The organism is Nocardia sp. NPDC127579, assembly GCF_042672005.1.
GTDB lineage: Bacteria > Actinomycetota > Actinomycetes > Mycobacteriales > Mycobacteriaceae > Nocardia.
This window is the reverse complement of sequence record NZ_JBHXVZ010000001.1, coordinates 353427-366140: the sequence shown is the minus strand read 5'-3', so window position 1 is coordinate 366140 and position 12714 is coordinate 353427. Positions and strand designations below refer to the sequence as shown.

The 12714-nt window shown below is 69.1% G+C and carries 12 protein-coding genes; 9 read left to right on the top strand and 3 right to left on the bottom strand.

The features are described 5' to 3' along the window. Positions 1–97 precede the first annotated feature (97 nt). The 6 genes from truA to ACFVMC_RS01785 all read left to right on the top strand — a co-directional run bounded on the left by truA (position 98) and on the right by ACFVMC_RS01785 (position 6714). On the top strand, positions 98–964 hold the full coding sequence (truA, locus tag ACFVMC_RS01810; RefSeq protein ID WP_379205948.1) for a tRNA pseudouridine(38-40) synthase TruA: 867 nt from the start codon (positions 98–100) through the stop codon (positions 962–964). Positions 965–1014: 50 nt separating this feature from the next. Beyond that, positions 1015–1842: an LLM class F420-dependent oxidoreductase gene (locus ACFVMC_RS01805; RefSeq protein ID WP_379205946.1), complete on the top strand. Its 828-nt coding sequence runs from the start codon at positions 1015–1017 to the stop codon at positions 1840–1842. A gap of 195 nt (positions 1843–2037) precedes the next feature. Further along, positions 2038–3432, top strand: a complete 1395-nt coding sequence (locus tag ACFVMC_RS01800; protein ID WP_379205944.1) for an MFS transporter — start codon at positions 2038–2040, stop codon at positions 3430–3432. A 66-nt stretch (positions 3433–3498) separates the two neighbouring features. Next, positions 3499–4158, top strand: a complete 660-nt coding sequence (locus tag ACFVMC_RS01795) for a response regulator transcription factor (RefSeq protein WP_379205942.1) — start codon at positions 3499–3501, stop codon at positions 4156–4158. A 19-nt stretch (positions 4159–4177) separates the two neighbouring features. Next, complete coding sequence (locus ACFVMC_RS01790) at positions 4178–5758, top strand: sensor histidine kinase (protein ID WP_379205940.1); 1581 nt, start codon at positions 4178–4180, stop codon at positions 5756–5758. Further along, positions 5755–6714: a TAXI family TRAP transporter solute-binding subunit gene (locus ACFVMC_RS01785; RefSeq protein ID WP_379205938.1), complete on the top strand. Its 960-nt coding sequence runs from the start codon at positions 5755–5757 to the stop codon at positions 6712–6714. Before ACFVMC_RS01790 ends, ACFVMC_RS01785 begins: the two co-directional genes overlap by 4 nt. A 7-nt stretch (positions 6715–6721) precedes the next feature. Here the strand turns inward: ACFVMC_RS01785 and ACFVMC_RS01780 are convergent, their stop codons facing one another. Together ACFVMC_RS01780 and ACFVMC_RS01775 are read right to left on the bottom strand one after the other, a co-directional pair. Beyond that, positions 6722–7042 carry a metal-sensitive transcriptional regulator gene (locus ACFVMC_RS01780; RefSeq protein ID WP_379205936.1) on the bottom strand — a complete coding sequence of 107 codons (321 nt, stop codon included), beginning with the start codon at positions 7040–7042 and terminating at the stop codon, positions 6722–6724. A gap of 105 nt (positions 7043–7147) precedes the next feature. Continuing rightward, on the bottom strand, positions 7148–8119 hold the full coding sequence (locus ACFVMC_RS01775; protein WP_379205934.1) for a DMT family transporter: 972 nt from the start codon (positions 8117–8119) through the stop codon (positions 7148–7150). Between the two features lie 105 nt (positions 8120–8224). Here ACFVMC_RS01775 and ACFVMC_RS01770 point away from each other — a divergent pair, with 105 nt between their 5' ends. The 3 genes from ACFVMC_RS01770 to ACFVMC_RS01760 all read left to right on the top strand — a co-directional run bounded on the left by ACFVMC_RS01770 (position 8225) and on the right by ACFVMC_RS01760 (position 10981). Next, complete coding sequence (locus ACFVMC_RS01770) at positions 8225–9034, top strand: S-methyl-5'-thioadenosine phosphorylase (protein ID WP_379205932.1); 810 nt, start codon at positions 8225–8227, stop codon at positions 9032–9034. 203 nt (positions 9035–9237) lie between these two features. Further along, complete coding sequence (locus ACFVMC_RS01765; protein WP_379205930.1) at positions 9238–10257, top strand: NAD-dependent epimerase/dehydratase family protein; 1020 nt, start codon at positions 9238–9240, stop codon at positions 10255–10257. 163 nt (positions 10258–10420) lie between these two features. Beyond that, entirely contained in the window at positions 10421–10981 is a 561-nt protein-coding gene (locus tag ACFVMC_RS01760) for an NADPH-dependent FMN reductase (RefSeq protein WP_379205928.1), read from the top strand. Here the strand turns inward: ACFVMC_RS01760 and eccE are convergent. Further along, complete coding sequence (eccE, locus tag ACFVMC_RS01755) at positions 10978–12651, bottom strand: type VII secretion protein EccE (RefSeq protein WP_379205926.1); 1674 nt, start codon at positions 12649–12651, stop codon at positions 10978–10980. The genes ACFVMC_RS01760 and eccE overlap by 4 nt on opposite strands. Positions 12652–12714: the final 63 nt, after the last annotated feature.

Genomic DNA, 12714 nt, shown 5'->3' with positions numbered 1-12714 from the left:
GTTCTCGAACGAGCCCGCCACCCGATTGGGTCGGCGGGCTCGTTCGCTTTACGCACAACGACTTTCGAGCCGGTGATGTGGATCCGTGGAGGATGCTGTGAACTCGATTCAGGAACGCGCCCTGGCGGCGCTGCCTGCTGCCGGTACGGTGCGGGTGCGCCTCGACATCTCGTATGACGGCACGGATTTCATCGGCTGGGCGCGACAGCCCGGCATGCGCACGGTGCAGGGCGTGCTGGAGGAGTCGCTGAGCAAGGTCTTTCGGGAGCCGATCGGGCTGACCGTCGCCGGGCGTACTGACGCGGGTGTGCACGCCGACGGGCAGGTCGCCCACTTCGACACCACCGCAACGGATTTCGACGGGGCGAAACTGGTGTACCGGATGGCGCGCTTCCTCCCCAAGGATGTCCGCATCAAGGCTGCGCGGCTCGCGCCCCCCGACTTCGACGCCCGCTTCTCCGCGATCCGCCGCCACTACGTCTATCGGCTCACCACGGCCCCCTACGGCGCCGCGCCGCTCGAGGCGCGCAGTGTGGTCGGCTGCCGCGGCACCGTCGATCTGGAGGCCATGCGCGTCGCCTCGCGGAAACTGTTGGGCCTGCACAACTTCGCTGCTTTCTGTCGTCGTCGCGAGGGCGCCACCACCGTGCGTGAACTTCAGCGTTTCGACTGGGAGCGCGACGGCGACCATTTGATCGCCCATGTCAGCGCCGATGCGTTCTGTTGGTCCATGGTGCGCAGTCTGGTCGGCGCGATCCTCGCGGTGGGGGAGGGGCGGCGCACCCCCGAGTGGGTCGCGGGCCTGCTGCGGGAAACCGAGCGGTCGAGCTCGGTCACGGTCGCCCCGGCGCACGGTCTGTCTCTGATCGCGGTCGACTATCCCGCCGACGGCGAACTCGCCGCTCGTAACCGCGAGACCCGCGAGGTGCGCACCGTGCCCATCGAAGGCTGCTGCGGCGAGTAGCCGCGCTCGAAACGGAACAAATCCGCGGGCGGGTCGTGTTGGCTTGGGGCATGGCATTCGAAGAACTTGGTCGGTACGGAGTCTGGTTGCCCTTCAACGGGTTCGCGCCCGGGCAGGCGCGGGAGTTGGAGGAGCTCGGGTACGGGACACTGTGGCTGGGCAGTTCGCCCGGCGTCGGTGACCTGGTCGTCGCCGAAAATCTGCTGGCGGCAACCGAATCCGTCACGGTGGCGTCCAGCATCGTGAACGTGTGGCAGACGCCCGCGGCCGAGGCGGCCGAGGTGTTCCATCGGATCGAGGCCGCGCATCCCGGTCGCTTCCTGCTCGGGATCGGCGCCGGTCATCCGGAGGCGACCGCCGCCTACAGCACGCCCTACGAGGCGCTGGTGGCCTATCTCGACGCGCTGGACGCGGCGGGCGTACCGAAGCAGCGGCGCGCGCTGGCGGCGCTCGGTCCACGCGTGCTGAAGCTGGCCCGGGATCGCACGCTCGGCGCGTTGCCGTATCTGGTGCCGGTCGAGCACACCGCCGATGCCCGGGCGATTCTCGGTGACGGCACACTGCTGGCTACCGAGCACAAGGTGGTCATCGACGAGGATCCGGCCCGCGCCCGGGTCACCGCACAGCCGCGCACCTCGTTCTATCTCGGCCTGCGGAACTACGTCGCGAACCTGCGCCGTTTCGGGCTCACCGACGAGGATCTGGCGCAGCCCGGCGGCGATCGCTTCTACGACGCGGTGGTCGCGCACGGCAGCGCCCAGGCTGTCGCCGACAAGCTCGCCGCGCACCTGGTGGCGGGCGCCGACCACGTGGCGATTCAGCCGCTCGCCGACGACCCGCTGCCGACCCTGCGCACCCTCGCGCCACTGCTGAAGTAGCGCCGCGGAACCGTCTGTGACATCCGGCGACCCGGGCAGCGATGCCCGCGGCCGACCGCCCGGACCGGGTTGCTGGATGTCCGCTGGGCATCGCCCTAAAGAACTGTTAGGAACCGGACGGCACACTTCCGTAACAACTGTGGTGACCGACACACTCGATCCGATGGCGCGAAGAAGCGTCGAAGGAGGAAGGTCTTGTCCACCACACTTAGCAAATCGCCGGAGCCCGGTTCCGCGCCATTGTCGGCGCCGACCAGTACTCGGCGGGCGATTCTGAATACGCTCAAGGGTTCGTCGGGAAATCTCGTCGAATGGTATGACGTTTACATTTATACGGTCTTCGCGACCTATTTTCAGGATCAGTTCTTCTCGCCGGAGGACAAGAACTCCACCGTCTACGTCTACGGGATCTTCGCGGTCACGTTCTTGATGCGCCCCGTCGGCTCGTGGTACTTCGGGCGCTTCGCCGACCGGCACGGACGCCGCTCCGCCCTGGTGTTCAGCGTGGCCCTGATGGCCGCCTGTTCGTTCGGCATCGCGATCATGCCGACCCGGGAATCCATCGGCTTGGCCGCCGCGTTGGTTCTCATCTTCTTCCGGCTGGTCCAAGGTTTCGCCACCGGTGGTGAGTACGGCACCTCGGCGACCTACATGTCCGAGGTGGCGACCGCCGGTAAGCGTGGTTTCTTCTCCTCGTTCCAGTACGTCACGCTGGTCGGCGGCCATGTGCTGGCGCAGGCGACCCTGCTGATCATGACCGCGTTCCTGGACAAGGGACAGATCCAGGACTGGGGCTGGCGGATCCCGTTCGCCATCGGCGGTGTGGCCGCGATCGGTGTGTTCCTGATGCGACGGGACATGGACGAGTCGCTGTCCAAGGAGCACATCGACGCCGCCCGCTCGGGCGCCGACCGCGCCTCGGGTTCGATGAGGGAACTGTTCGTCCGGCACTGGAAGCCGCTGCTGCTGTGCTTCCTGATCACCATGGGCGGCACCGTCGCGTTCTACACCTACAGCGTGAACGCCCCGGCGATCGTGAAGAAGGCCTACACCAACGACGCCATGGTTGCGACCTGGGTCAACCTGATCGGCCTGATCTTCCTGATGTGCCTGCAACCGGTCGGCGGCTGGATCAGCGACAAAGTCGGCCGCAAGCCGCTGCTGGTGTTCTTCGGCGCGACCGGCGTGATCTACACCTACTTCTTGATCACCTTCCTGCCGAAGACCACCAACCCGTTCGCCACTTTCGGACTGCTGGCCATCGGATACATCATTCTGACCGGCTACACCTCGATCAACGCACTGGTGAAAGCCGAACTGTTCCCGGCCAATGTCCGAGCGCTCGGCGTGGGTCTGGGATACGCGCTGGCAAACTCGGCCTTCGGCGGTACCGCACCGGTGATCTACGAGGCCATGAAGAAAGCCGATATGGTTCCGCAGTTCATCGGCTATGTCACCGCGCTCATCGCGGGTTCGCTCCTGGTCTACGTCTTCTTCCTGAAGAACAAGTCCACCACCGAACTCGATCGCGAGCTCGGAAGTGCCTTCGAGTCGCAGCAGGCAGCGTCGCCCGCACCGGCTCGGGTCTAGTAGCGCCGCATGGTTGCTGAGCAACCAGCCGCCTCGCCGATCCGCCCGTTATGGGAGGATCGGCGAGTGCGGCTTGCGGTTGTCGAAGATGATGATGGCGTTGGCGATGCCTTGGTCGAGGCTCTCAACGCTCGTGGCTATCGTGCCGAGCGCAAGCGACGCGGCAGCGATCTGCTGCTCGATCACCGTGGCTACGACGCGGTGATCCTGGACCTGGGCCTGCCCGACGCGGACGGTCTTCAGATCCTGCGCCAGCTGCGGGCAGTGAGCTCGGTCCCGGTGCTGGTGCTGACCGCCCGCAGCGACGAGCGATCGATCGTGCGCGGGCTGCGCGGCGGCGCGGACGATTACCTGGTGAAACCGCCGCGTATCGCCGAACTCATGGCCCGGCTCGAGACCGTGCTGCGCCGGGCGGCGGTGGCCACCCAGCCGACGCCGCCGGTGGTGGTCACCGGGGATGTCCGGGTCGACCTGGGCACGCGGATCGTCGAGGTGGCCGGTAAGCCGATCTCCTTGACGCCCAAGGAATTCGAGCTGGTCGAGGCGCTGGTGGAGCGGCCGGGTTCCGCGGTCAGCCGCCAGCAGCTGATGGACCGGATCTGGGGCGACGCCTTCGTGGCGGTGTCCCGCTCGCTCGACGTGCACATGACCGCGCTGCGCGCCAAGCTGGACCGCCCCGGCCTGATCACCACCATTCGCGGGTACGGCTACCGGTGGGGCGAATGAGCTCCGGAAGGACACCGCGGTGCGACGCCGGCTTCTGTTCGCGCTGACGGTTTTCGCGGCGATCGCGGTCCTGGCCTTCGCGGTGCCGCTCTCCCTGACCTACGCGACCAGCCGGACCCAGGAGTTGACCCTGGGCCGCAACGGTGATGCCGACCGGTTCGCGACCCTCGCCGACGCGGCGGTCGCCGACAAGGATCCGCGCGCGCTGATCGAGGAGATCGTGCGCTATCACGAGCTCTACGGCGAGAACGTGCTGGTCGTCGACGCTCGTGGCGCGACCACCGTGAATGCCGGGGTGGATGTCACCGATCCGGGTATCGCGGCCGCGGTGGCCGGTGCGCGCCGCAATCTCCGCCCGCATCCGGTGGACCGCCTGACCCCGTGGGGCGAGCCGACCATGCTGGTCGCTCGGCCGGTCGGGTCGGGGGTGCAGGTCAACGGTGCGGTGGTGATCGAGGCGTCGACCGAACGCGCGCGCAGTGATATCGCCAAGGCGTGGTCGCTGATCGGCGCGGGTGGCGTCGTCGCCATGGCGGTGTTCACCATGCTCGCGCTCACGCTCAGCCGCTGGGTGCTGCGGCCGCTGGCGGCGCTGTCGGACGCGGTGGCCGCGCTGACCGCGACGGTGCCCAAGCCCCGGAACGATTCCCCGGCTCCGGTCTCGATCGCCCGGCACTACGGCGGTCCGCCCGAAATGCGGGCGGTGGCCGAATCATTCGATGCCATGGCGCTGGCGGTCGCGGATTCCGTGGACGCGCAACGCCAACTCGTCGCCGATACCGCGCACGCCATGCGGAACCCCCTGGCGGCCTTGGCGATTCGACTGGACTCGCTCGAACTGGACATCCCCGATACGGCGGCGCCGATCTTCCGCCGGGCCAGCGCCGAAGTCGACCGGCTGACCGCCCTGCTGGACGGTCTGCTCACGCTCGCGGTCGCGGAGACCCCGACGGCCTTCGACATGTCCGCGCACGATCCCGAGAATCATTGCGACGCACGACAGGTCGTCGCGGATCGGGTCGATGCCTGGCATACGGCGTTCGAGACCGCCGGTATGGAGTTGCGCGCCGAGACGATCCGGCACCGTCCGGAACTCGCGCGGGCCGAGAGTGCGCCCGCCGGATCGGATTCGGTGCGCGCGCATACCGAACCCGGATCGGACGGTCGCGGCCCGGAATTCCCCACGCCCGGTGCCACATCGGACGGCAACGGCCAGACCCCGTCCGCCGCGCCGCGGGCCACCTCGCTCACCGAGGTATCCCTTCCCGCAGACATCCTCGCCCAGATTCTCGATGTCCCCCTGAGCAATTCGTGCCGCTACGCCGGATCCGGCGCGCACACCACGGTCACCGTGGCGACCGAACCCGGCTGGGTCACCATCACCGTGCGCGACGACGGCACCGGCGTCCCGCGTGCGGAGATCGACAAGCTCACCACCCGCTTCTTCCGCGGTTCCTCCGCGCCCGCGGGCGGTTCCGGCTTGGGCTTGCCGATCGCGGCGGCCCTGGCCCAATCCCGCGGCGGCACCCTGACCGTCGAACCGGCGCGCCCGAGCGGCCTCGCCATCATCCTGCGTCTTCCCTCGGTGGTCCCCGCATGAATATCCGGCCACACGCCAATCCGCTTACCGCACAGCCGAGTTCGCGCCGACTGGGGCGGCGCGGGTTTCTCGGGCTGGCCGCCGCGGGAGTGGCGGCCGGAATCGTCGGCTGTGGCACGAATTCCGGGGTGGGAACGGTGCGTCTGGGTTCGGGGGAGCCGGGCGGGTTCTACAACGCCTTCGCGCGCCTGCTGGCCGAGGTGGCGGACCAGGCGGGCACCGTGCGGATCGATCCGATCGACACCTACGGCTCGCGGACGAATCTGACCATGCTGGTCCGCGGCGAGGTGGATGCCGCACTGGCGCTGGTGGATTCGATCGAAGGCGGCGAGCAGGTGCTGGCGCTCGGGCGGGTGTACGAGAACTATCTGCAACTGGCGGTGCGGGTGGACAGCCCGATCCGGCGGGTGGCGGATCTGCGCGGCACCCGGGTGAACCTGGGCGCGGTGGGCTCGGGCGCCGCGCTGACCGGCGAACGGCTGCTCTGGGCGGCGGGATTCGAGCCGGGTGTGGACGTCACCGTCGAGCACCGCGGTCTGCGCGACGCGGTGGCGGCCCTGGATGCCGGGGAAGTGGACGCGCTGCTGTGGGCGGGCGGCGTGCCGACCGGTGCGCTGGCCGTGCCGCGCCTGCGGCTACTCGACCTGGACGAACTGGCCGCGCCGCTGCGTGGCCGCTTCGGGCACGTCTACGACCGGGTGCAGATCCCGGCCGACGCCTATCCGGGCGGTTCGGCCGTGCACACCATCGGGGTGGCGAATCTGCTGCTCGCCGCGCCCAGTCTGCCCGACGCGGCGGCGGCGGCCATCGTCGATCTGCTGCTGAGCCGTGCCGATGCCCTGGTGCCGGCCGAAGCCGCCGGCACCCAGTTCCTGGACGCCCGCTCACTCACCGGTACCGGTTCGATCGCCCTGCATCCGGGCGCCGCCGAGGTCTATCGCCGGCACCACGGCTGACCGGAGGTCAGGACCGGACCATGCGGGCGATGGCGTCCGTGGCTTCCTTGATCTTGGCTTCGGCTTCGGGGCCGCCCGCGACGGCGGCGTCGACGACGCAGTGGCTGATGTGGTCCTCGAGCAGGCCCATGGCCACGGCTTGCAGTGCCTTGGTCATGGCGGACACCTGGGTGAGGATGTCGATGCAGTACTTCTCTTCTTCGACCATCCGCTGCAGGCCGCGGGACTGGCCCTCGATGCGGCGCAACCGCTTGAGGTAGTCGTCCTTGGCGGTGATGTAACCGTGGGCGGAGTGGTCGTGTCCGCCGGTTTCCGGGGTGGTTGTCACCGGTGTTCTCCTCGTCCTAGCAGTGGCCGGGTTGATCTTCGCAGACGCGGGGCGCTCCGGTCGTGGGTAGATACCCCCCTAGGGTACACCTGAGTGAAGGGATTGTCAGATGCGCGGCAGCGCGGGCGCGTCCACCGCGTCGGTGCGCCCGGGTGGATCGAGCTCCGGCATGCGGCGCTGCTGGGCCAGGACGATCCCGCCGATCACCACGACACTGCCCACCAGCTGGATCGGCGCCACCGCCTCGCCGAGCAGCAGCCACGACAGCGCCACCGCGAACATGACCTCGCTGAGCAGGATCAGCGACATCAGCGTCGACCCGATCCGGGCCGCGCCCGCCACACCGCACACGTAGGCGACGACCGTGCTGATCAGAATCAGCAGCACCAGCGACAACGCCGCCGGAATTCGATGCTCCGCCAGCGTGACCGTGCCCGCGCCGGTCCGCAGCGGCAGCACCTGGGTGACCGCGAGGATCCAGCTGGTCGCGGCGGCGACCGTCAAACCGGTGCCGAGCAGCACGGTCGGGCGCACCCGCGCCGTCGCGCGCTCGGACAGCAGGAACAGCGCCGCGTTGCACACCATCGACAGCCCGGCCCAGCCCAGGCCCGGCAGGCTCAGCCCGCCCGCGTCGAAGACATTGATCACCAGCGCGGCGCCGCCGATCGCGAGCAGCGCGCCGAGGGCCGTCGCCACCGTGGGCCGCTGCCCGCGCACCGCCCAATTCCAGCCGATCACCGCGATCGGCGCCAGGAACTGGATCATCAGCGAGACTCCGACCTGGAGGTACTCCAGAGACAGGAAGAACGTCGCCTGTACGCCGGCGATCGCGATCACGCCGAAGGCGACGATCGCCCGGGCATGCCGCACGCTGTCGCGCAGCCCGGCCGGATCCCGCCACGCGGCCAGGACCAGAAGCACCACCGCCGCGCCGGACAGGCGAATCGCCAGCACCGCGCCGGGCGACCAGCCGGCGCCCAGCACCGATTTCGCGAACGATCCCGAACTCGCGAACGCCAGCCCACTCGCCACCGTCAGCCACACGCCTACCTGCGCCCGCGTCACAACCCACCTCATCCGAAAACCAAGTCATCCCATCTTTGCTGAGTGGTTTGGGATTCGAATCAACCGGGTCCGAACCCGGCTGCGGGGGCCGTGCCAGGGGACGGGAGAATCGCACGCATGAGTTCGCATCCCCGGCCTGCCCTCGCCGTCATCGGCGGTAGCGGTTTCTACGACTTCTTCGACAACGACGCGACCCACGTCGAGGTCGACACCCCCTACGGCAAGCCGAGCGCGCCCGTCGCGATCGGCGAGGTCGAGGGCCGGGCCGTCGCATTCGTTCCCCGGCACGGCAAACAGCACGAATTCGCCCCGCACACCCTGCCGTACCAGGCCAACATGTGGGCGCTGCGGTCCCTCGGCGTGCGCCGGATCTTCGCGCCCTGCGCGGTCGGCAGCCTGCGCGCCGACTGGGGGCCGGGCACCGTCGCCATACCGGACCAGCTGGTCGACCGCACCTCCGGCCGCCCGCAGACCTTCTTCGACGGCGGGGGCGTGCACGTCTCCTTCGCCGACCCCTACTGCGACGAACTACGCACCGCCGCCGCCGGAGTCGAATCCGACGCGCTGACGGTGCGGCCATCCGGCACCATGGTCGTCGTCCAGGGACCGCGCTTCTCCACCCGCGCCGAGAGCCGCTGGTTCGCCGGACAGGGCTGGGACCTGGTCAATATGACCGGCCATCCCGAAGCGGTGCTCGCCCGTGAACTCGAAATGTGCTACGCCGCAGTCGCCCTGGTCACCGACCTGGACGCGGGCCTCGAAGAGGGCGACGGCGTGCACGCGGTCGACGTATTCGCCGAATTCAAACGGAACCTGGACCCCTTCAAGGCGCTGATCCGCGGCGCCGTCGCGGCGGTCGGCGACACCGACACCTGTGATCGGTGCCGGGTGCACACCGGGGTGGCGCTGCCCTTCGAACTGCCCTGATCGAATCCTGCCTGTTTCGGCGGCGCCCGGCGCGCCGACCGGATTCGGTTCGGTTGGCTGGACCAACGGGCTCGGCGGACGTCGGGCGATGTCCGGTAGCAGTGTGGGTCGGCGCTCTACCATGATCGGTTGAGATAGCCGGGCCGGTCCCGGTGGCTCGGCGTCCCTCCGGCGGCGAGTGCGGCGCGACGCAGGTGGACACGATGAGGGTGCTGGTAACCGGGGCTGCCGGATTCATCGGATCGCGGGTGTGCAAGGTGCTGTCGGAGGCCGGGCACGCCGTCGCCCGGCTCGATCTCGTGGATTCGGACGGGGTTTCGCAAATCGACGTGCGCGACCAGGCCGCGTTGGCGCCGATGCTGAGCGACATCGACGTCGTATGCCACTTCGCGGCGCGCACCGAATCCGGCGCTGGCCCAGGAGATTACGCGTCCACCAACGACCAGGGCACGGCTGTTCTGCTGGCCGCGATGGATGCGGCGAAGGTGCGGCGCTTGGTGCTGGCGTCGTCGGCCGAGGTGTACGGCGAGGGGGTCTACCGCACCATCCGCGGCGGACCGTTCTTTCCCGGCGTGCGGCCCCGGGCCGATCTCGATCGCGGCCGGTTCGATCACCGCGCGCCCAAGAGCGGTGAAATCCTCACCTGGGAACCGATTTCCGAGGAGGCCGCACCGCGGCCCCGCAGCTTCTACGCGGCCAGCAAAGTGGCGCAAGAAAATTACGCGTTCGCCTGGGGATTGTCCACCGGCTCCGCGGTCACTGTCCTGCGGTTCGCCTCGGTGTACGGCCCGGGCGCGCACACCGGGCTGCCCGCCCGGTTCCGCGACCTGCTCGCCAACGGAACCGCGCCTCGCGTCTTCGAAGACGGCGGGCAGATCAGAGATTTCATCCATGTCGACGACGCCGCGGCGGCCACCCGGGCCGCGGCGGAATGCGCGCTACCCGGCTTCGTGCCGCTGAATATCGCTTCCGGACAACCGCTTACCGTCTGGGAGGTGGCGTCCGTGATGGCGGCGGCCGCGTCCGGGCCGCCCCCGGTCGTCACCGGTCAATACCGCCTGCCCGACGCCCGTCATCTCGCACCGGCCACGGTTCGCGCGCACCGGGCACTCGGCTTCACCGCCGCGACCCCGCCCCGCGCCGGACTTGCCGCGTTCGCCGCAGGCCCGGGGGAGGCGGTCGTGCCGACGAGTCCGGTCGTCGGTGAACGGTCACCGGGGTAGCCGGATCTTCTGTCCGAGTACTGGGGTACACCGTCGCGATCTTTCCGCATAGCCGGAATTAACGTCCGCGCCTGCCGACCAACGGGTACACCGCCCGCGACCGCGCCGTGCCTTGCACCAGCGAACGATCATCTGCGTCGCGCCAGGAGCTAGGCTCGGCGGCGTGGAGAATCCGTTGCGGCTCGAGGTCATCGTGGGCAGTACCAGGCCGGAGCGTTTCGCCCCGGTCGTCGCCACCTGGTTCGTGGGGGCCGCGCGGCGCAGAGCGGAATTCGATACGGGAGTCATCGATCTCGTGGAGGCGCGGCTGCCGGAGAACCTGGTCGACACGCCCGAGGCGGTGGCGTATCGAGCCCGACTGGCGGCCGCGGACGCCTTCGTCGTCGTGACTTCCGAGTACAACCACGGGTACCCGGCCGCGGTCAAAACCGCTTTCGACACCGCCAAACACGAATGGCGGGCCAAGCCGGTCGGATTCGTCTCCTACGGCGGTCTCTCCGGCGGCCTGCGCGCGGTGGAGCAGTTGCGGCAGGTCGCTGCGGAACTACACATGGTGTCGGTACGCGAAACTCCCAGCTTCCCTCAGGCCAAGAAGCAGTTCGACAAAACCGGCATCACCCAGAACAGCGCCGCCATCGACGCCGCCGACCGCATGCTGACCCAACTCGCCTGGTGGGCAACGACTCTGCGCACGGCGCGCGGCGTCGATCCTTACCCGGGCTAGCGGCGCGGACCCGCACCCTGCATCTGGCGTTGCGGTGGCTGTTGCTGGCGGCCGCGCGGATGGCCGATGTAGGTGGCTTCACGCGGGATCGAGACCAAGGTCAGGTCGACCTGGGCGGTGCCGGTGCGCAGGATGACGTGGTTGCCGATGGCGCCGGGCTGGTGGATCGACAGGTCGGGGCGGGTGGCGGGCCAGCCCATCGGGTCGCCGGTCACGTAGATGGTGGTGACACCGGCGTGTGGTGCGGGCGCGAGCACACCGTCGACCACGGTCGCGGTGAAACCGGCGTCGGACTGGTGGGTTTCGACCGCGATGGTCAACCGCTCCGGGTTACCGACGGTCTGCACCAGCTGTTCCCAGGCGTGTGAGCGGTCGGTGCGGATCAGGATGCGCTCGCCGACGGCCAGCGCGCGGAACACCAGCTGCTGGGCCAGATACAGCTCGCCCGCCACGTAGACGGTCGAAATACCCTGGCCGACAATACGAATCGCGACGCCCTGGTTCTCCTCGTCGGAGCCGATCAGCTGACCGCAGCCCGAGGACGGCAGGTGCAGCGCGCCGATCACATCGATCGGATACTCCGTCATCGGGACGGTGTCGTCGACGCCGGGCGCGGCCAGCGGCATGTGCCCGAGCAGGCCGTCGCGGTGCCGTCCGGCCATCGAGATCATGCCCTTGAGTTTCGAGCGCTCCGGCAGTTCCCGCGCGGTCAGTCGCCAGGCGGCGCCGATGCTGACGGTCTCGGCGGTGCTGCCCGGGCGCAGCCGCACCGCGACCGTGGTGCCGCGCGAGGGCGCGACCCACAGTTGGGCGAGCAGGTCCGAGCCCAGCCGCTTCGGGTCGACGGCGGCGCCGATGTTCACGGCATTGCCGATCTCGGCGTAGCGCCAGCGGTGGGTGAGGTTGCGCGGGTCGAAACCGGCGGTGATCTGGAGAACGGCCTTGCGGATCTCGGGTGCGGTGAGAATGCGGGCGCTGCAATCGGCGTCCTCGAGCGTGCGCATGATCCGCTGGGTTGCGATGGTGACCGCGCGTGACGCGCCCTCGGTGCCGCCGCCGCGCCGGGCCGCGGCATCCGGGCAGGCGATGGCGTCGAAGCTGATGGCCAGCCAGACGGCGCGATGCGCGGTGGCGGGCAGCGGGCCGAGCAGCGACTCGTAGATCTTGCCCGCGGGCGTACCGGCGCGGCTGCGGTGACCGTGGCTGACGATATCGATGCCGCTGAGCAGAATGTCGTGCTGGTTGAGGCATTTCGCCAGTTCGGGCAGCGGCAGCAGGTGCGAGGCGTGCACCGTGGAGGACGAGATGCGGGTCAGCCCGCCGCGCGGCGGCAGCACCTCGACGACGGTGACGACGCGGCTGCCGTCCCAGTACAGGCCGAGGGACCGGTCGTCGGGGCCGCGGAAGTCGACGGTGTCACCGATCTGGTAATCGGATTTGGTGATGTAGCGCCACCAGGTGGCGATCCAGTCGAGCAGGGTGCGCTTGGCGATCGGGATCAGCGGGATCAGCGCCGCCACCACGGCCGCGCCCAGCGCGATCCACTTGTCGACACCGAAGAGCAGCACGCCCAAACCGACAACCAGTGCGATGACCTGCGCGACCAGCAGGTTCTGTAGCGAGACCCGGCCAAAGAGCGGACGCGGCCCCACCCCGGTTGATTCGGCCATCCTCATCCCCCAAGTACCCGATATCGACCGTGATCCACCGGTCGAACTGAACAAGACTCCCCG